Origin of the sequence: Methanobacterium lacus, from assembly GCF_000191585.1 — an archaeon.
Taxonomy (GTDB): Archaea; Methanobacteriota; Methanobacteria; order Methanobacteriales; family Methanobacteriaceae; genus Methanobacterium_B; species Methanobacterium_B lacus.
Map to the genome: position 1 here is coordinate 1,218,382 of NC_015216.1, position 20,164 is coordinate 1,238,545.

A 20,164-nucleotide genomic window follows, 5' to 3' on the forward strand; every position below is an offset into this window, starting at 1 on the left:
ATTGTTTTTTTATTAAAAATAAAGGCTGTTTAACACTATAAAAACCATTCAGATAGAAATATTTGTGGAATTTGATGTTTTAAATGATTCAGTTATTTAAATTCCATGAATATAACATTTTATTAGAAAGTTATAACATAAAAAAATATAATTAGCTTAACAAGACTTAAATATAACTATAGTTATAAAGTATTTTTAGAGTCTGAAAATAATATAAAATTGGAACGATCATAAATATTTTGAATTTAAAATATGTAGGTGTTATATTTATTATTTTAAATAAAAATTTTGAGAGGTTATAAAAACATGATTTATATGGATCATTCAGCAACATCACCGGTAGACCCAGAAGTATTTGAAGCAATGAAACCCTACTTTGTTGATTCCTTTGGAAATGCATCAACACTTTACTCCCTTGGAAGAGAAGGAAAACAGGCCATGGAAGCAGCAAGAATTGAGGTAGCATCATTAATCAATGCAGAACCCAAAGAAATAATATTTACAAGTGGTGGAACAGAATCTGACAACCTAGCAATCAAAGGAACAGCTTACAAACTCAAAAACAAAGGAAATCATATAATAACCACCAACATAGAACATCCTGCAGTGGATGAAACCTGTAAGTACCTAGAAAAAAATGGATTCAAAGTAACCTACCTACCAGTGGGAGAAGATGGAATCATCAAGGTTGACGATCTAAAAGCTGCCATCACCAATGAAACCATACTCATAACTGTAATGCATGCAAACAACGAAATTGGAACCATCCAACCAATAGAAGAAATTGGAAAGATTGCAAGCGAGAAAAAAATATACTTCCACACAGACGCAGTTCAAACCGTTGGAAAAATACCTGTAGATGTTAAGAAGATGAATGTTGACATGCTATCACTCTCCTCACACAAACTATACGGTCCTAAAGGAGTTGGAGCATTGTACATCAAAAAGGGTGTTAGAATCGAACCATTACTCCACGGTGGAGGTCATGAAAGGGGATTAAGGCCAGGAACAGAAAATGTGGCTGGAATTGTAGGGCTGGGCAAAGCATGCTCAATTGCCAAAGTAAGCCAAGAAACAGATGCACAAAAACTCACAAACCTCAGGAACAAGTTAGTAGATGGAATCCTGAACTCCATAGAAGATTCCTACCTAAACGGTGACAGAACCAAAAGACTTCCAAACAATGCAAACTTCAGATTCACAGGAATTGAAGGCGAATCCCTCATACTCCGTCTAGATACCAAGGGAATAGCAGCATCAACAGGTTCGGCATGTTCATCAACCAAACTCGAAGCTTCACATGTTTTAACAGCCATAGGACTCAAGGAAGTTGAAGCCCATGGATCACTAAGAATTAGTTTGGGCCATGAAAACACTGAAGAAGACATTGAATATGCAATTAAAGCCATAAAAGAAGTTGTGGAACAACTAAGACAAATGTCTCCTCTCTGGTGCGGAATCAAAAAATAAATGTTACATTTCTAAAATTTCTAATGAACACGAAAATGTCACATCTAGATTCCATAATACACTAACCTCGTGATTCATTATTAAATGGTTATAAAAATTTGATATTTTGAATAGTTTCTAAATAAAGTGAGATGAGTAATTACTGGCAGGAACAATATCTATGCCCGCTTATTGGTAAAATAGAATTAGTAGGTAACTGGAACAATTGACGAAATCAACAAGAGCTCGTGGGATTAGTTTTTAAGTCTTTGTTCCAGATATATACTGCTTTAATATTTCCTAGTTCTGAATTATAGTATAAATCAATCAAATCAAGATATGGATAATGTTTTTCCATATATTTTGCTGTAACATTATCCTGTAAGTGTATTTCATGTACATTTTCATGTACATCACCCTGTTCACTCTCGAATGGGATAGAAACAATTAGATGGTCGCATTTTTTTTCTTCAATAAACTTTGTAAGCAGTTTTTTAGCTGCTTCCAACTCAATATGCTCTAATACATCGCCCATAATTATCAGATCATAAAATTCAAATTCGAATTCGAGTATATTTTCGATGTAAATATTATCATAAATTAGATCTAGACCAAATTCCTCCAAATGTTTATCAAAAACATCTATACCATCGACATACCTATAATAAAATGTTCTAAGCAATTTTCCATACACACCTGATCCAAAACCAACATCTAACACTTTCTGGTTTTTTTTAATATTCTCTAAAATATACTTCAAAATGACAGGCTTACCCACATCTGCACTAACTCCTCTAGGTCTACTTTTCATACTATATCCTAAAAGTCTAGGTCTCTCTTTTTTAAGTGCTTGCTTGTCTTTTTGTAGGGTTTGCATTTGATTATTGAGCTTATTTTTGTCTTTTTGTAGGGTTTCTATTTGATTATTGAGCTTATTTTTGTCTTTTTGTAGGGTTTCTATTTGATTATTGAGCTTATTTTTGTCTTTTTGTAGGGTTTCTATTTGATTATTGAGCTTATTTTTGTCTTTTTGTAGGGTTTCTATTTGATTATTGAGCTTATTTTTGTCATTTTTTGATGTTTCTAATTGTTTTTCAAGAGCTGTAATTTGTGTTTGTCTCACTTGGTCTAAGGTTTGGATTTGTTTTTCAAGCTTTTGGGTTTCAATTTCTACTTCTCTATATGTCCCTGTTTTTTTAATCTGTTTTTTTATGAGCTCTTTAATCATATTAATCTCCCAATAAATTGGTAAAAAAATATATTTATATATATTAATGGATCAATGATAATCATGGTTTAATCAATATTTAATATGTTGAACGAATTATATTATAAATCTTCTGATGAATAATAACAATTGAAAGGAAATTTTACAAAATGTCAATGATATACATTTTTAAGAAGGAAAAACTGAATCCAAAGAATATTTATAGAATTATTAAAGCTCAAAAACTAATTAAGTCTCTAAATCTTTTTGATAAAGAGTTTTATTTAACCAACTATCCAGATATTAGAAATACCAATATAAATCCATTGGATCATTATATCTATCATGGATGGAAGGAAAAAAGAGTTCCATCTACCAAGTTCGACGGAAACTATTACTTGAAAAACTATTCTGATGTAAGAAAGTCTGAAGTTAATCCACTAATTCACTATGTTGTTTACGGGAAAAAAGAAGGAAGATTTCCCAATCATCACGCTGAGATTAACTCAACAGAGTATATAATTAAGGATCTTAAAAATAAATTAAATGAAACTAATAAAAAACACAAGCAAGAAATTGAAAAGTTAAACAATAGAATTAATTCTCATTCATCATTAACTAGAAAAATTGATGATCTTAACAGGTTAACAAGAAAATTTACCAGGGTATTCACTCTTAATCATATTAACAAAGAAAAAATCGCATGTGAAATAGAGTTGTTCAAGGGATTGGGAGTTACTCGAGAGAAAAGAAGCCCTCAAATAATAGTCTCCCTAACTTCTTATCCTGCTAGAATTTATGATATTCATTACTGTTTATACTCTCTATTAAATCAAAATTTTAAGCCAGATAGACTTATTTTATGGTTGTCAAAAGAAGAATTCCCAAATTTAGAAGAAGATTTACCTTCAAATGTATTAAATCTCGAAAAGCATGGTTTGGAAATTAAATGGACAGACAAAAATTTTAGGGTTTATAATAAATTAATTCATTCTCTAAAAGAGTATCCAAATGAAATTATTGTTACTGCAGATGATGATATTTTTTATCCTGAAGATTGGTTGGAAAGATTATATGAAAATTATGATGGAAAAAACGTAGTGGCACATAGAGCTCATTTAGTGAATTTTGAATCGGGTTCTCCTGTACCTTATGAACTATGGGATAAGTGCACTGAAAATGAGGAAATCTCCATTTTAAACTTGATTACTGGTGTTGGGGGCGTTTTATATCCTCCGGATGTTTTTTATAAAGATGTTTTAAAGGATCAGCTATTCCTTAAACTTTCACCAAATAATGACGATCTGTGGTTTTGGGGAATGGTTGTTTTAAACAATAGAAAGATCAAAATTATTAAAAATGGATATAAATATTTAACATACATCAATCCCGAAAGAGAACTAAATTTAAACAACGATGGAACTTTATATAAAGATAATCAACTAAGAAACGATGAACAGCTTTCTGCAATTTTAGAATATTACCCTGAAATAAAAGAAAGGTTATTAGAAGAGATACCCCCTAAAGTCTCTGTAATCATTCCAATATACAATAGAGAAAAATATCTTAAAAAGTGTTTAGATAGTGTGATAAATCAAACCCTAAATGATATTGAAATTATTTGTATCGATGACGGCTCAACTGATCGATCAAGAGAAATATTAAATGAATATGGAAAAGTAGATAGCAGAATAAAAATAATAAACCAAAAAAATCAAGGACCAGGATTGGCAAGAAACACTGGTCTTAAAATTGCAAAAGGAGAATATATTGGATTTGTTGATAGTGACGATTGGATTGATTTAAATTTTTATGAAACATTATTTACCGAAGCCAAAAAGCAGGACGCTGACTTAACAAGAACAGAATATGTATATGAATACCCGAACCATTCAAAGGAAGATAACATAAACAGAACAATTCTTGAAAGAAAATCTGATGGAGAACTGTTAAACTTAAATGAACATTCTGTCGTGATTTGGAATGCTATATACAAAAGAAAATACTTACAAAAAAACAATATAACTTTTGACAAACTTCCCGGATTAGTGGACGTTCCCTTTACAGCAAGAGCAACATATTATTCAAAGAAAACCATTCCAGTTATTGGTACTTATTATCATTATAGAAAAGATATTGGAAACGGATTAACAATTTTCAGTAAAAAAAGAATTGAAGCATTGTTAAAAGCAAACAAAATTACTCTATACTTTATTAACTCGGTAAAATATGAAAATAAAACTGATTACCTAGTGGCATTTAAAAGAGTTATTTGGCGTTATGATGATAACTTTGGAAGAGGTTTAAAACTTGATAATTTTGATAAAAAAGATCAAGAATCATATTTCAATGAAATTGTTAAAGGATTTCAATCATGTAAGTATAAAGAAGATTTAGAAAAAGACCACTTCGAAACATACTTTGAATTCCTGGAAAAAGATAGTTTTAATGAATATTTAAATTACAAACTTCAAAATGATTAGATTTTTGTTTAAATTTTCCTATAATTCTTTCATTTCAGAAAACAAATTCATAAATAATACTTTTTTTTAAAATAAGTTATCATGCAAATTTTGGGTAGTATGAAAAGGCTTTTTCTAACACCCAACTATTGAAGTAAACCCGTGATTTGTGCAGTTTTAATAGTTTTGTGCCGGTAAGATCGGTGTATCACATTATCTTTGCACCTTCATGGTTAACGTAGTCTGTGAGCATTTTTCCCATGACATCGTAAAATAGTGGTGTAGTTGCATCTGCCCAATATTCAACTCCATATGTCCGGAACCATAAAATATCATCCTTCTCTGAACCTGCTGTGAGAGTGGTTACATGTCTTGATTGAAGTATGTAGATGGTATGTTTATTATCTGAACTTGATTCATTAAATTCCAATGCCCATTCTATGTCTTGAGGTACACCAAAATATTTTTCGAGTTCCATCCCAATAGTTTCTAATTCCGAAAGAATTTCATTGTTGAGGCTTGATTTTTTCTATCAATCTCATCAATATCCTTCAACGTATTTCTACCATTTAAAAGAAAATAGCCCTGATTCTTTGTTTTTATTGTCTGCTTCTTTACGTTTCTATTTCTATCTAAAACATAGGTATCTGGTGTTACTATTCCTGATGCAATGGCTTCACCAAGTCCATAGGTTGATTCTATCACAATATCATCGGTACCGTAAACTGGATCAGCTGTAAATGTAACTCCACTAACATCGGCATTTACCATTTTCTGAACAAGAACAGCTATTCCGGCTGCTTCTAACTCTGTGTCTAAATGTCCTATTGAAGAGTCGTGTCTGTATTTGATGGCATGATCATTCCAGTAAGATGCCCAGCATTGTATAATGTTTTCAAGAATATCTTCCTTACTCACATATAGAAAACTATCTAACTGTCCTGCAAAACTCACATCTTCCAAGTCTTCAGCCAATGCGGATGATCTTACAGCATAATATCCCTCTGCAAGGTTTTCTATTTGACCTTGAATTTCAATTTAGAAGATTTTTTGGTAGGTCCTTAGATTTTAACAAGTTCTTAATCAATTTAGATCCTATTTATAAATTGAATTTTCATTATTATAATTGATAGAATTAAGTATCGAAGCTATTTCAGGTTCTAATTCTTTTTTAATAAAATAATCATAAGCTTCTACTGAAACAATAAATGCCATGGGAACATTGTATCCAATGGATGATAATTTGGACAGATTTAATGCTTTACCACCCACCTTTTCTATTGGCAAGTTATCTTCTTTAAGAAGCATTGTATAATTTGTTTTATCCATCATGTACCCTTCCATTATCTAATTCCTTAATATTGATTGTATTTTAAAATAACTATGATATTAAATACTATCATATCCAGTTTGGAGATTCTAATGGAACATGAAACAGATGGGTAAAAAAAATAAAATTTTCACTAACACTACAAATTTTTAATTTAATTCATTAAAAAAATTATATTATGTGAGTTTAAAACTGTTTTAAATGCTTTAATCCATTCATATTTGAAAGTATTTATCTGAAAAAATACATGAGAAATTATGATTTTTTGGTATTTAAATTTTTTAAACTATTACGAATGTGAACAATATTTAGGGTTGTAAATGGATATTACAACAGTTACGAAGATTTAATATCCAAATAATTTATAATTCAGCTTTATAACTGATTGTAGATTAGTATCAAGATTTTAAGACTTCTTAAAGCTTTTATTTATCTTAGAAATCACTGATAAAAAACCTTAATAAATATATGGTACATATAATAGTGTAGAGTGAATTTAGTTGGGTAACAGTGCAATAATTCGCTTTAATTATATCGTTAAACACCAATAAATAAAAATGGAGGGGATTCTTTAAATGAAAAAGAATATGGTTCCCATAATAGTTTTAATTATAATAATAGCTCTATTTGCAGGTTCAGTTTCTGCAACAAACAATACAAATGGAGTATCTATCCAAAAAGTTGTACAAAAAAATCTCATTGATTCAGGTTCAAACAAATTTTACTGGGGTGAACGTGGAGGTTTGTTTGCATACACATGGAAAACATACAAAACAAGCAATGGTGTTGTGGTTCAGGTTCATTATAAAACAATAAATAATTCCTGGTACAGCACTTATTCCATTACTAAATTGACTTCAAGTAAATTAAAAATAGTTGAAACAAGTCCCGAGGTTAAACTCTACAGTGGCAGATCTTCGGTAACATCGTACGCAAAAACATCGCTAACACCAGTAACGTACTATTGGAAAAATATACGACCTCAAATAAAAAGTGACGGATACTTCTTTGCATAAAATGAGTGTAAGCTCACCACTACGTTATCTTTTTTTATTTTTCAGAATTTAATCTAGTTTAGATAGAATCAGTTTTAACTGTTAATTCATGATTTTGTTTCTAAAAATACTAAAAAATGTGGAATTTAATCCTCATTTTCGTCCATATACTCTTGAATTTTTTTGTCTTCCCATTCTTTGGAGAACAGTCCACGTTTACTGTACACACTTACTCCTTGAATAATCACAAAGATACCCCAGATCAATGCAGGGAAAAGAACCCACCAAAAGTTTGGACTGGTGAAATAGTTAATTACAACAAGGAATATCATGACTACGACATAGGATATTAAATTTTTGTAAAATGCTTTTAATTGATGCATTCTGTTTTTGGCCTGCACATAATTTTCATCCATAATCAAATCCCCCTCAAACGAACTAATTTTAATGACACTATTAATGACTATTCATTCTTTATTCAAATATTTTAGATAAATTCCAGCGAAAACCAGAACAATTACAATATTAGCAATCAAACGTTCCCAGAATAAATGCCTAAAAAATAAAGAATCTACTACATAAACAGTTATAAAAAGAACTATAATTGATAAAACTATCAGTATTCTTGGTTTAACCAAAATTTATCACCCTAAATAATTTCATAATACTTATTATTATATAACATAAATTTCTTAATAAATCTTTCAGTTTTTCTAATTTTCTGTCTTGAAAAACAAATCTGTCTGGGCAGATAGCTGTCTGAATAAACCTTAGATTCTGATTCATTTTAAGAAAAAAGGTATACATAATGGAATAACTAGATTTTGTATACTATGTAGTACTCATTCTGGTAAAGTAGGGTGGCATCGGAGGGTAAGATAGATTGTATACTGTATTTACTGTTTAGGTATAGGAATCCCTGATCAAGATATTTATCACTGGTGTTTGAAGGGAATGTTAAACGTTTATCAAACACGAAGTATCCTATTTTGTAGGTATTTAATTCTGATGATTTGAATCCATTGGTGATGATACGCTCACTTGTTCCCACATTAATAACTGGTTGACCAGTTGTTGCCACTAAAAATTGGTTCGTGTTGTAATTATTTGAAAGTACTGATGATTTGTTGTTTCCATATTGGTTAAACCAAGTTGCAAGTTCCACATCTGCATTAGTTGGGGGTGCGAGTTGGGGTACAGTGATGTTACTTGAACCGTAGGGTTGGGAGTTGTATTGGGGTATTGTTTCGAAGTTTGAACTTGTGGCAGTGACAACAGCAAATAACGATAGAATTATGCATGTTGTAACCAGTAAGGTGTTTCTTATGGATTTGTTGGGAAATTCCTTTTTCTTAAATTCAAGGTAAAGATAACTTAAACCAACTCCACCCAGAATTGAGAGGGGTATTAATAAATGGATCAGTAACCTGATGGTGTACACATTTATTCCAAACCAATAGGATTTGCTCATTATGAAAAGCACACAGATCCAGATGATGATGAAAAGGTCCTTGGTACTTCGTCTTTTAAGCACAACAACACCACCAATCAACATGAAAATCAGTACAATACCCAAGTAGATCAAATATTTTGCATTACTGATTGGATCGTTGTAGGGAACGGATGTTTTTATCATGCTTATTGCGTAGGTAAGGACTGTGGAGGCCATGTCAGGTTTAAATATCAAAAGACCGATGGATGCTATGATGCCTGCAACAACAATAATCGAAAGAAAAATCAAATAATTCTTGATATAAATATTATCCCTTTTTAAAATGGTTAATACCAATGTAATTGCGGATAAAATTAAAAACAGCAGACTGGTTGTTGATTGGTGTGTTGCTAAGATTACTAAAAACAAAAAACTTGTAATAATGGTGTATAGATAATTTCGGGTTGTTACAGCCTTGTAAAACATATAAATTGCTATTGGAACGAAAATAATTGCAAATGTTTCTGGAAGGGGTGACATCATTCTAGTAAAAAGATAGCTTGCCATTATAATGAAACCTGCAGACATACCTGCAACATTGCCATAAAATTTTTTCCCAACATACGATACTGAAGAAACCACAAATAATGCAAGGAACGGTTGTAAAAAACGTGCTGCATCGAAATAATTTACTTTAAAAAAGTCGCCCACGTACATCAAGATCAAACTAAATAATGGTGGAGATGTTATTGCAGCCCCATTAGGTGGGTTTATCATAGGATCTATAAATGTGAGTCCGTATTGACTGAATACTTCAGCAGTCCTTGCATGTACATAAATATCAACAGTGAAGGGCCAGGCATTGCTCAAAGTTGGAATGAGTGCTATTAAAAATGCAATTAATCCCGGGATGATCCAAAGAAATTTATTAGTTTTATCCTCTGAAAAATCATTTAAATCCTCAGATTTTGTCATCGTGAATTCTTTTACCATTTATATCCTTATCCTCTGAAGAATCCCAAAAATTAGTTTATTTAACTCTAAATTTACATATCCACTATTTTTTTTTACTGTTAACTATTTCTGGGAACTCACTTTTTCATTCCTGTGACCCCTGTAATTTAACCCTGCCCTCAATTATAACAAAAAAAATAGTATTTAATCTCCTTTTTTAATAAATTGAATTCATTTCATATAAGTTTTTTTACTTAAGGGTTTAACATGATGGATTTACAAAAAAACTCTTATTCTAATTAATAATACTAAAATACCTGATAATAAGGACAGTACACGTATATCTAACGATTGAACTTTATGTTCCAGTACAGCTTTACCTCTTTAATTAAAAGTCGGTTTGATTTAAAGTAGGTTTTTCATATTTGTATTGATTATATCTGGGCTAACTTTTAGATTCGATTAGTTTATTCTTGGAGTTATATATTGTTATAACATTTGTTAAATCATGAAAAGTTCAAGTTGTATCAAAATCTTAAATAGTTATGACTTCTTAAATTTAATTGAATAAAGAAATTCATTTCGTTTTAAGTTATCTTGGTGAAATTCATGGCAATACCGGAAAGAAAGCAGCGTGAAAAAATACAGAGGCGTGAATCTATGATAGATGCTGCAGAAATTCTATTCTTTAAAAAGGGCTATGATAATGTCACCATGAAGGATATTGCCGATGAAGTTGAATTGAATCGTGCAACCATTTATTTGTATTTTGAAAATAAAGAAGCCCTGTGTTTTGCAGTGATTTTAAAGGGTATGCGCATTTTAAATGGAATGATCAAAAAAAATGTGAAAAGGACAACTGCTAGACGGATGATAAATGCTGTGGGATCTACTTATTATATGTTTTTCCAGATGTATCCACAGTACTTCAAGGTTTATAACTACTTCCAGTCTGGAAGGTTTGAGGTTGAAGATCTATTAAGTTCTACAAACGGACAGCATAAGAGTTCAGTATGGGATTTAAAAGAAATTTTAAAGCTTCAAAGAGAAATATTCAATATTCTATTGGAAATAATTACTAATTTGGATAAAAAAACAATTTCGGTTGATATGGATCCGAAGCTTTTGACAATAATTATATTATCAACTTTAGATGGAATGATCAGTCCATCCCCTGTAATGAAGATGGAATTTAAGGAACTGAATTTGAATGAATATCAAAACTTCAACATAATTTTCCTTAATTTTGTAAACAAACTTTTATCACTAGATTAACTTTTTCTAAAATGACTATTTCCCCTAAATTTCTAGTAAAATCCAAATATTTAAATAAAAATAACACCATGTTATATAATAACATAGTGTTATACAATAACATGATGTTAAATATTAATTAAAACGTTCGAGGTGATTATCGTGTATGCAAATGTAAATGGAATCAAAATATACTACGAAATTTTTGGTGAAGGTAAACCATTGATGATCATATGGGGTATGGGTGGTGAAATTGGTTCTTTTGTAGATAAACTCAAAGAAACAAAGAATTACAAATTAATAACTTTTGACAACAGAGGCACTGGAAGAACAGACAAACCAAATGATGAGTACACAATAGAAATCATGGCTGAAGATGCTATTAGTTTACTCGATGAACTTAAAATTCAAAAAGTAAGTATTCTGGGAATATCAATGGGTTCTCGTATAGCCATTACAATGGCAGCTAAATATCCAGATAGAGTCTCAAATTTGATATTAAATGTAGCAGCAGCTAAATCTGCTCAAAATTCCGATGAAAATTCTAAGGAAGCCTACGAAAAATTAAAGCAAGTAGCCAATAATCCTAAATTATTGAATGCAATGGGCAAATATCCTCCCTCTTCCACATCTTTTTTAAGACTATTTGATGCACTGACAAGTTATGATGGAACAAAATATTTGAAAGAAATTAAATCACCAACACTTATCGTTAATGGAACACAGGATTCATCAACACCTATAAAATATGCAAAGGAACTCTTTGATCGTATACAAAATTCAAAATTAATAATGGCTAAAGAAGATCATTTTTTTATTAGGACAAAACCTGAGCTTTTGATAGATCCAATGAATAAATTTATTTTTAAAAAAAATGGATTCTAATTGAAAGTATTATACTCCATTAAAGGTATGGATTGTTTACTACCTATACTTTTTTATAAGATTGATAACTAAACAATGCTTATCTAATGGAAATAACAAGACTATTTTAACAGGAGTGCTATCTTTTTTCATTATTCGTCTCGATACTTCCTTTTTCTCATGGCCATTTCAATGGTAGTGCGAATCAACACGTCTTCATATGGTTTGGTGATGTAACCATCCGGTTGCGTTTTTGCTGCTTTGTCCAATATTTCATCATCGTAGTATGCAGACATGTAAATTATGGGAGTATTAAATTTATCTTTGATCAACTGAGCAGTTTCAATCCCATTTAATTCTCCCTTCAACACTATGTCCATGAGAACAACATCAGGATCTAATTTTTCTATTTGTTCAATTGCATCGTATCCATTATCAGCCATTCCAACCACTTCGTAATTTAAAGTTTCAAGCCTGTTTTTTAGATCGAGTTTGAGTATCATCTGATCTTCTGTAATGAAAATTTTTGTATTTCCCAGTTCAAAATCCCCCTAGAATCGTATATTTATTTGATTATTCCAACTAAACCATCATTTTTAATCCAGAAATTCTATTATATCCTAAACTTATAAGAGTTTAACGATATTAGATCGTCAACTTATTTACTCCTTACTCCTAATATTTCCCTTTATATCTAATAATTTCATGTTAAATTAAACTATTTTAGTTATTACTCAATATCATCACTAACTGGGACAAATTACTAATATTTCCAACTATAAAAAAATTATAAAAAAGTAATATTAATATTTTAAAGATGGGGGAATATTAAATTTGTTAAACAAAAAAATGGGTTATATTGGGGCGGCTATATTTGTGGCACTGGTTATTTTTACATTAGTATATCATCCACATGTCGATACTAACGTTTTTGAAAATAAATACGTGGAATTTAAGTTACCAAATAACATCAAGGTCGTTGATGAATCAAATGAAACATGTGATTTATATTTCTTCAACTCAACACCTGGAACTGGTGACAAGTCTGATCCTAACTTCATAGCAGATATGAGAACTGTGAAAACAAATTACATAAACAACGCTAGCAACATAACAGACGTAACACTCGTCGATGGCATAAATGCAACTGAATTTGTTGATAAATCATCTAACACTTTCAATCTATTTGTTCCAGTCAAAAAACGTAATAATGCACTGTTATTTGAAATATTTCTCAATCAATCTCAAGTAACCTATGAAACTGTGAAAAATTCATTAATTATTAAATAAAATTTCAGATAGATATTATACATAATACTCGCATGAAAAAATGAAAAAAAATTCTTAGTATAAACTATAGATGAATTCAAAGATAAAGAATTAAATTAAAGTCTGGAGGCATAAAATTGACAATATGGGCTTCAAAACTGGTAATATTTCGAAATGATGATCTTAATTCTACCTTTGAAATTAGAAAAAATTCTATAAGAAACATACAAATTAACAAGGAAAATAGAATAATTGAAATAGAATATAAAGATGAAGACGGATGGGAAGAACAAATTATCCCATTTGAAAGTTTAAGATGGTTTAATTATACTATGCAAGATCCCGAAGAATGATAAACATTTTGGCCATCATCTTAAATTTAAATGGGATCAAATTGGTATCAACCAATTGAAGACCGTACTCAGGATAACAAAATATAAAATTTAGATTTGGATTTTTATCATTGATTGACTAATTCTGTTATGTCTCTGAGTGTTGATAGGTTCCCTAAATACTCCTCATTTTTAATGTAGATGGGGGATATTGTTGTGAGCATCCACAAATTTGAACCATCTTTCCTTTCCATTTTAGATATTAAATTACTAACGCCTCCCATCTTGACCTTAACAAGCTCATCAAGTATGGAGAACTCTTGAACTCCCTTGAAAAAATCGATATATTCATGGCCCAATATTTCATCCTTGCTGTATCCTAACTGATTACATAAATTATGATTTAAATAAGTTATTATACCCAAATTATCTATTATCATTCCTTTTCTGGTTGTTTTAAGCATTTCATATAATTCCTTTTGATCAGTGTTTGGAGATTCAATTTCACAAGAGTTTCTAGCAATGCTTAATATTATTGAATCTTCTTCAGACTCCATTATATTTGAATCAACATCTACATCTATGGTAGATCCATCGTAACAGATTTTTGAAGATTCAAAGTAGGTTGATCCGTTGTTAATTAGATCATTGTAATTTTTCTGAAGGTTGTAATGAATCAATTGGTCGAGTTCGTTGAAGTGTGAAGTACCAAATTTATTATTGTTATACAGTTGACTTTCGCATGATCCTTTATTTGCATAAATTAAATCAAATTTTAGGTTATGTACAAAAATGGAATCAGGTGAGTTTTTTAAAATTGATTTCAATTCATCCAAATTATTTTTAATCTTCAATTTTTTTCCACTCCTAAGGATATTTTAAATGAATGCTAATTTTGGTTCACACTCATAAGTAAATATGTGAAATGATAACCATAAAATTTCACAAAGAATCCCATAAAAAATCAATTAAAACTAAATAACACAGTTAATAATTACATTTTTGTAGTTCAAGAGAATCATTGAGAGAATTATTTTAATGGTGATCCATTTGTCTGTAAAATTTGAGATTTTTCAGATCATTTTATATAATAAAATATTTAAATAGTCGATTAGTCGACATTCAAAACTTAAGATTTGGAAGTTGCTGACAAATACAAAGTGTATTTTGGTTAAAATAAATTTTTTGAATCGGTTTGTCGACTTATAGATAATTTGTTAGATAGGGGTATTAGGATGTTTGTTAGCCATAGGGATATTCGAGAAAGAATGGAAGAATTAGAAAAAATTGGGGGATTAAGAGTTTGGATACTATCTGTTTTGAGTGAAGGTCCTAAAAATGGTGTGGAAATAGCAGATGACATCCAATTTAAACATCAAAAACTGCATGAAGTCAACTTCATGGATATGAACAAAAGATTTGAGAAGATGCACAACATTAAATTTCCAGATAATCAAACATTGGAGGAACATCTTTCGTGGCGTCCTTCAAACGGATCCCTCTATCCCATGTTAAAAAAGATGGTTTCAGAAGATTTAATTGTTAAAAATGCTGATGGAAAATACAGTCTTTCAGAACAGGGAACAGAAACTACCTACAAACTTTTCGGTAATTTACTCAAAGAAAGTTATGTAGATCATAATAAAATCACGATTAAAAAAGCAATTACAGAATTAAATGGATATATATCCATTTTAGAAGATTTTAAACCAAAAAAACTTTCTGAACATAGAGATGAAATTATTTCTCTTCATGAAAGATTTGGAGAAATATACAGTTCAGTGAAATAAAAAGATTATTTTAAATAATTCAAACTGTTTACAGGGGTAAGTTGAGATGAATCGCAGAGGAGTATGCTACGATGTTGGAAGGGTGATGATGGACAAAAATTTTCGCCCAGAATTTGATGATGACATTGTCAAACAGGAACTTGAAATAATTAAAGAAGACCTGCATTGTAATGTGGTTAAAATATGTGGAAAAGATGTTAAACGTCTCATGAGGGCTTCAGAATTTGCACTTAAACTTGGTCTTGAAGTATGGGTTTCACCGGAACTTTGGGATAAAAATCCTGAGGACACTTTGGAGTACATTGTTGAAGCAGCTGTTGAAACTGAAAAACTCAGATTAATATATGAAGGAAAAGTGGTCTTTATAATGGGAACAGAACTCTCTTTATTCATGAATGGAATATTAAACGGAGAGAATTTCATGGAAAGATTACAAAGTCCAGATTTCATGGAAATTGTTACCAATGGAAAGCACAACACAAGCTTAAATGAATTTTTAGTGAAAGGAAATGCCCTTGTTAGAAATGTGTTTAATGGTCCTGTAACCTATGCATCTGCACCATTTGAAGCTGTTAACTGGAATATCTTTGACTTTGTATGTGTTGATATTTACAGAGATGCAAAGATAAAAGAAGAATATCCTAAAATTCTTCAAAGTTTTGCTAGATTTGGTAAACCCGTTGTAATTGGAGAATTTGGATGCTGTACCTATGAAGGAGCGGAAGATCTTGGTGGATGGGCTTGGAACATTTTGGATGAACTGAACAGTGAAGAATTGAATGGAAACTATGTGAGAAATGAAGCTGTACAAGCCTTTGAATTAACAGAACAACTGAATATTCTCGAAAATTCAGGAGTGGATGGTGGGTTTGTTTTCACATTTGTACAGCCAACCTTTAAACATTCGAAGGATCCATGTCGTGACTTAGACATGGCAAGTTACAGTCTGGTTAAAACATTGTGTGAGGGACATGGGCAAACATATAAAAACATGAATTGGGAACCTAAAGAATCTTTTTATGCTCTATCAGAATTCTACGATGAGTTGGAGTATAATTAATTCCATTTATTTTTGGCTTACTTCTTTCTTAATATATAATTTGAATGGAATTTAGGCTTCAATGAATTCTATTGTTTTTTTAATGGATTTCGACTCCAAAAAAAAATAAGTATGGAATAATTATTCAATGTCAATTTTTGTAAGGTCCCTTTCTTTTTTTGGTAGAGTTATGGTCAATACTGAGTCTTCCCATTTGGCATTGGCTTTTTTTACATTAATATCAGATTTAATGGGTATTTTACGTTTTTTAATTCCATAACTTCGTTCGTTTATTATAAATTTTGAATCTTTAATGTCTGGTACATCTTTGTATTTCACTTCAATTTCCACGCAATTCTTTGATATTCCGAGGTTAATATGTTCTTTTTTTACTCCAGGAATGTCTGCGATTAATATTATCTCTTCATTGGTATCAAATACATCTACAAGTGGCAATTTAAATGATTTTTTTGATTTACTTTCTTTTGTGTAATCAGCCATCATTTCATTGATCTGGTCTGTGCCTTGTTTAAATTTGGATATGATATCTCCCAATACCTTTTCAGTAGGATGTACATTTCTAGCTTTACTCTCTTCAATTAACTTTTCTTTCTTCTTTTTAGCTTCCTTTTTAACATCCTTTAACCCTTCCTTAATTTCTTGACCTTTTTCGGAACTTGCCTGTTTGAGGTCATCTACATAATTCTCTGCTGCTTTTTTATTTTCTTCAGCCTCGATATTCAATTTAGAAGTCTTTTTGGATTTTTGTTCTTTAATTTCTTTTGATTTTTCAGGATCAGAAGTTTTTATTTCGATCTCTTTATTGGTTTTAGGTTCTTCTCTTTCTTTCATGTTATAATCTCCTTTAACCTACAAATCTTCAATTTTTACTTGATTTGTTTGATTATTACTTTATCTCCAATGTGTTCAACTAAATCGAAGGGCAATATCTTTTTTTCTCCAAGGCCTATTTTACCTGATAATCCTGTATCTTCAAGTTCAATGGCGTCAATTTTTTTAGATTTTAAATCTAAGTCTAGATCTTTGATTTTTCCAACTAAAGCTCCTTGATTATCCATTACTTCTTTACCTATTATTTCATCCTTGATTTTCATGGGGTCACACCTCGCATTTTTTTTGAATTCTTATTAGTATTATTATGTGAGATGATATTAATAAAAATTACTATTAATTTAAATATTAGTATTACTATATTTTTTGGCCATTAAGATATATTTTCCAATAATTAAACTCTATTTTAAACTGAAAATTTATATTAAGTAAAAATTAGAAAGAATAAATACGAAGTAAGGAAAATAAAGATTTAAACAATATTTCCGAGTGATAACTTCTTTATAAATTTATTATATGGATTATAAATTGTAATAAAAAAAAAACAATATTTTGATATAAACTCAAAGCTTAAATATAACTATAGTTATACACTAGTAATGCAAAGTTCTATTAGAATTAATGACAATAATATAATAACAATATTAAATTCAATAGGATTCCATTGGTTGACAGTTGTTAACGGGAATAATCTGATACAAAATATTGATAATTAGAAGGTGAAAATATGTATAGTGAAAAGGTAATGGATCATTTTCAAAATCCTAGAAATGTTGGGGAAATAGAGGGCGCAAGTGGAGTCGGAACCGAGGGCAATCCTACTTGTGGAGACCTTATGACCATCTACATTACAGTAGAAGACAACATAATCACAGACATAAAATTTAAAACATTTGGATGTGGAGCGGCTATAGCAACCAGTAGTATGATTACAGAAATGGCTGTAGGAAAGACCATCGAAGAAGCATTAAAAATCACAAGAAATGATGTGGCAGATGAATTAGAAGGTTTACCTCCTGTAAAAATGCACTGTTCAAACTTAGCAGCAGATGCATTGAAGGCTGCAATTGCAGATTACAAAATGAAGCAAGCTGAGAAAGAAAAAGCTGAATCTGAATGATTTTATTAAGTAAATATTTTTTACTTTTTTTTATTAATTTTTAGTTGATATCCTGTGAAAATTGATAATTAGTGTTAGTGGGATATGAATGACAGAATTCTGAGTATTTACTAGGATTGTATAAATTATTTTTTTAATCTAATTAAAAAAAATAAAAAAAATGTTATCCATACCTTCTTTTCAGTTTTACTATAACGGTTATCAGATCTTCACGTGACATCTCACCGAGTTCATCGTCAAGTTCGTCCCATAGCATTCCTTTGAAGTTTTCAACGAATTCCTCAATCTCTTTTTCATTCATAGCGATCACTCCTGTTTAATACTATTATTAATACTTATTATGGTGAAGAAGGAATTTATAATTTTGTTAAAAATTAATATGATGAACGAGATTCATTTTTAGGACTAAATAGATTTTTTGAATATATCTAATTTATCAAATTTAGTTTGATTATACCCAAATTAAAGCGTATATTTCACTTAAAATCTTTAAAAAATGGATAAAAACTATTGAAAGATATAGGATGTAATAGCTTGAATTAGGTTGTATTGCATGCTAAAATTTATATACTATGAAGAATAATCTATTTGTAAGTAAACATATAGAAGTACCTACGCAAAAATAAATTAGGGATACTTTTCCCAACTTCATGGTCATGTCTGTCTACCGCCTCCGTAACAGACTTACATGATAAAGTTCCTGGAGTTTAAAAAACTTCAGGAATTCTATTTTATTTAATAAAAAGTTTTAATGGACATATTAATAAAAAAAACCAATAACTATTTATATATCAAACTCTTAATTAATATTAAAAAAAATTTGTTAAGATGAATTAAAAAGAATTAAGGTGATTTAAAATGAGGAACGAAGCAAACATTAGTTATATAAGTTCAATGGATGTTAAGGATGAAAAAGGCAACATCCTTGGGGCAGTATGTGTTTCTCCAGCCAAAGAGATGGGTAAAAGAGATATAATACTAATGGACGAACAAGCAGGTTCTTTTTCTGTAAGAAGTACAACAGAATTAATTAACATGCTTTCAAAGAAGAATGTGCCATTTGAAGAACGGAAACAAGTATTAGATTTCTTAGCAGAAAGATTACGTGTTTTAGAACAGGAAATAACACTAAATACACTCAAATCATTGAATGATGCAAAGAAAAAGAAAAAATAAATTTTTTATGTATTTTTTTTATGGGTAACCGGGGTAATTCGCTTGGCTATGATAGGTATTTTGATAGATGAAATGTTTGAAGACGTTGAATACATCAAACCTTCCGAAGCATTTGTAAATGAAGGACATTCTATTGTACATATTGGAATTAAAGAAGGTCAGGTAGTTAAGGGAAAAAGGAAGTCCACTCCTGTAACCATAGAAGAATCAGTTTCAAAATATAATATAGATGATCTAGACGCTCTTATGATTCCCGGCGGATGCTCACCAGATCACCTCAGAGGATATGAATCTGCAGTGAATTTTGTAAAGAATTTTTTTAAAACTGGAAAGCCTATTTTTGCAATCTGTCATGCACCACAGATACTAATAACTGCGGATTTGCTTCATGAAAAAAAGGTCACAGGTTGGAGATCTATAGTTCAGGATCTTAAGAATGCTGGTGCCATATACATTGATAATGAGATAGTGGTGGATGATAACCTTATTTCAAGCAGAGGGCCAAAGGACATTCCCGTGTTTATAGATACAGCTTTAAATGTTCTTAAAATCTCATAACTAATTTTATTTACGCATTACTGTTTTTTTATTATTTTCAGGTGTTATGAATTTTCACTTATTTTATTATAACTATCCTTA

At 30.3% G+C, this 20,164-nt stretch carries 21 protein-coding genes and 1 pseudogene; 12 read left to right on the forward strand and 10 right to left on the reverse strand.

The features are described from left to right. Positions 1-309: 309 nt before the first annotated feature. Positions 310-1,470, forward strand: coding sequence for a cysteine desulfurase NifS (nifS, locus tag METBO_RS06080; RefSeq protein ID WP_048186577.1), 1,161 nt, complete (start codon positions 310-312; stop codon positions 1,468-1,470). 214 nt (positions 1,471-1,684) lie between these two features. Here nifS and METBO_RS12690 read toward each other — a convergent pair whose 3' ends face one another. Next, positions 1,685-2,677: a class I SAM-dependent methyltransferase gene (locus tag METBO_RS12690; protein ID WP_013644809.1), complete on the reverse strand. Its 993-nt coding sequence runs from the start codon at positions 2,675-2,677 to the stop codon at positions 1,685-1,687. Between the two features lie 149 nt (positions 2,678-2,826). Between METBO_RS12690 and METBO_RS12695 the strand changes: the two genes are divergently transcribed. After that, the gene (locus METBO_RS12695) at positions 2,827-5,139 is read left to right on the forward strand and encodes a glycosyltransferase (RefSeq protein ID WP_013644810.1); all 2,313 of its coding nucleotides are present in this window, start codon (positions 2,827-2,829) and stop codon (positions 5,137-5,139) included. Positions 5,140-5,326: 187 nt separating this feature from the next. Here the strand turns inward: METBO_RS12695 and METBO_RS14035 are convergent, their stop codons facing one another. After that, the gene (locus tag METBO_RS14035; RefSeq protein WP_048650807.1) at positions 5,327-5,596 is read right to left on the reverse strand and encodes a PEP/pyruvate-binding domain-containing protein; all 270 of its coding nucleotides are present in this window, start codon (positions 5,594-5,596) and stop codon (positions 5,327-5,329) included. An 11-nt stretch (positions 5,597-5,607) separates the two neighbouring features. Then, positions 5,608-6,462 (reverse strand): annotated as a pseudogene (locus tag METBO_RS14040) (PEP/pyruvate-binding domain-containing protein). A gap of 561 nt (positions 6,463-7,023) precedes the next feature. On the opposite strand from METBO_RS14040, the gene METBO_RS06105 reads away from it, so the two are divergent. Continuing rightward, on the forward strand, positions 7,024-7,464 hold the full coding sequence (locus METBO_RS06105; protein ID WP_013644811.1) for a hypothetical protein: 441 nt from the start codon (positions 7,024-7,026) through the stop codon (positions 7,462-7,464). A gap of 125 nt (positions 7,465-7,589) precedes the next feature. Here the strand turns inward: METBO_RS06105 and METBO_RS06110 are convergent, their stop codons facing one another. Together METBO_RS06110 and METBO_RS06115 are read right to left on the reverse strand one after the other, a co-directional pair. Next, on the reverse strand, positions 7,590-7,859 hold the full coding sequence (locus tag METBO_RS06110) for a 2TM domain-containing protein (RefSeq protein ID WP_013644812.1): 270 nt from the start codon (positions 7,857-7,859) through the stop codon (positions 7,590-7,592). A 401-nt stretch (positions 7,860-8,260) separates the two neighbouring features. Next, positions 8,261-9,868, reverse strand: coding sequence for a 6-pyruvoyltetrahydropterin synthase (locus tag METBO_RS06115; protein ID WP_013644813.1), 1,608 nt, complete (start codon positions 9,866-9,868; stop codon positions 8,261-8,263). Between the two features lie 570 nt (positions 9,869-10,438). Between METBO_RS06115 and METBO_RS06120 the strand changes: the two genes are divergently transcribed. Beyond that, positions 10,439-11,104 (forward strand): TetR/AcrR family transcriptional regulator, encoded by a 666-nt coding sequence (locus tag METBO_RS06120; RefSeq protein WP_013644814.1) that lies wholly within the window; start codon positions 10,439-10,441, stop codon positions 11,102-11,104. 141 nt (positions 11,105-11,245) lie between these two features. Continuing rightward, a complete protein-coding gene (locus METBO_RS12715) occupies positions 11,246-11,968 on the forward strand; it encodes an alpha/beta fold hydrolase (protein ID WP_013644815.1) in 723 nt (240 codons plus the stop codon). A 131-nt stretch (positions 11,969-12,099) separates the two neighbouring features. Here METBO_RS12715 and METBO_RS06130 read toward each other — a convergent pair whose 3' ends face one another. Next, positions 12,100-12,486, reverse strand: a complete 387-nt coding sequence (locus tag METBO_RS06130; protein WP_013644816.1) for a response regulator — start codon at positions 12,484-12,486, stop codon at positions 12,100-12,102. A gap of 295 nt (positions 12,487-12,781) precedes the next feature. On the opposite strand from METBO_RS06130, the gene METBO_RS06135 reads away from it, so the two are divergent. Both METBO_RS06135 and METBO_RS06140 read left to right on the forward strand, forming a co-directional pair. Next, entirely contained in the window at positions 12,782-13,237 is a 456-nt protein-coding gene (locus METBO_RS06135; RefSeq protein WP_013644817.1) for a hypothetical protein, read from the forward strand. A gap of 116 nt (positions 13,238-13,353) precedes the next feature. Next, the gene (locus tag METBO_RS06140) at positions 13,354-13,569 is read left to right on the forward strand and encodes a hypothetical protein (protein ID WP_013644818.1); all 216 of its coding nucleotides are present in this window, start codon (positions 13,354-13,356) and stop codon (positions 13,567-13,569) included. 107 nt (positions 13,570-13,676) lie between these two features. Here METBO_RS06140 and METBO_RS06145 read toward each other — a convergent pair whose 3' ends face one another. Next, positions 13,677-14,402 carry a PAS domain-containing protein gene (locus METBO_RS06145; protein ID WP_013644819.1) on the reverse strand — a complete coding sequence of 242 codons (726 nt, stop codon included), beginning with the start codon at positions 14,400-14,402 and terminating at the stop codon, positions 13,677-13,679. A gap of 381 nt (positions 14,403-14,783) precedes the next feature. Here METBO_RS06145 and METBO_RS06150 point away from each other — a divergent pair, with 381 nt between their 5' ends. Next, positions 14,784-15,338, forward strand: a complete 555-nt coding sequence (locus METBO_RS06150; protein WP_013644820.1) for a PadR family transcriptional regulator — start codon at positions 14,784-14,786, stop codon at positions 15,336-15,338. A 46-nt stretch (positions 15,339-15,384) separates the two neighbouring features. Then, positions 15,385-16,398, forward strand: coding sequence for a hypothetical protein (locus METBO_RS06155; protein WP_013644821.1), 1,014 nt, complete (start codon positions 15,385-15,387; stop codon positions 16,396-16,398). Between the two features lie 120 nt (positions 16,399-16,518). Here METBO_RS06155 and METBO_RS06160 read toward each other — a convergent pair whose 3' ends face one another. Both METBO_RS06160 and METBO_RS06165 read right to left on the reverse strand, forming a co-directional pair. Beyond that, entirely contained in the window at positions 16,519-17,229 is a 711-nt protein-coding gene (locus METBO_RS06160; RefSeq protein WP_013644822.1) for an Hsp20/alpha crystallin family protein, read from the reverse strand. A gap of 35 nt (positions 17,230-17,264) precedes the next feature. Then, the gene (locus tag METBO_RS06165; RefSeq protein ID WP_013644823.1) at positions 17,265-17,492 is read right to left on the reverse strand and encodes a PRC-barrel domain-containing protein; all 228 of its coding nucleotides are present in this window, start codon (positions 17,490-17,492) and stop codon (positions 17,265-17,267) included. A 464-nt stretch (positions 17,493-17,956) separates the two neighbouring features. Between METBO_RS06165 and nifU the strand changes: the two genes are divergently transcribed. Next, positions 17,957-18,349, forward strand: coding sequence for a Fe-S cluster assembly scaffold protein NifU (gene nifU, locus METBO_RS06170; RefSeq protein ID WP_013644824.1), 393 nt, complete (start codon positions 17,957-17,959; stop codon positions 18,347-18,349). A gap of 163 nt (positions 18,350-18,512) precedes the next feature. On the opposite strand, the gene METBO_RS13835 is transcribed toward nifU, so the two are convergent. Continuing rightward, the gene (locus tag METBO_RS13835; RefSeq protein WP_013644825.1) at positions 18,513-18,650 is read right to left on the reverse strand and encodes a hypothetical protein; all 138 of its coding nucleotides are present in this window, start codon (positions 18,648-18,650) and stop codon (positions 18,513-18,515) included. 557 nt (positions 18,651-19,207) lie between these two features. On the opposite strand from METBO_RS13835, the gene METBO_RS06175 reads away from it, so the two are divergent. Together METBO_RS06175 and METBO_RS06180 are read left to right on the forward strand one after the other, a co-directional pair. After that, positions 19,208-19,525: a hypothetical protein gene (locus METBO_RS06175; protein WP_013644826.1), complete on the forward strand. Its 318-nt coding sequence runs from the start codon at positions 19,208-19,210 to the stop codon at positions 19,523-19,525. Between the two features lie 48 nt (positions 19,526-19,573). After that, positions 19,574-20,083 (forward strand): type 1 glutamine amidotransferase domain-containing protein, encoded by a 510-nt coding sequence (locus METBO_RS06180; protein ID WP_013644827.1) that lies wholly within the window; start codon positions 19,574-19,576, stop codon positions 20,081-20,083. The last annotated feature ends 81 nt before the right edge of the window (positions 20,084-20,164 follow it).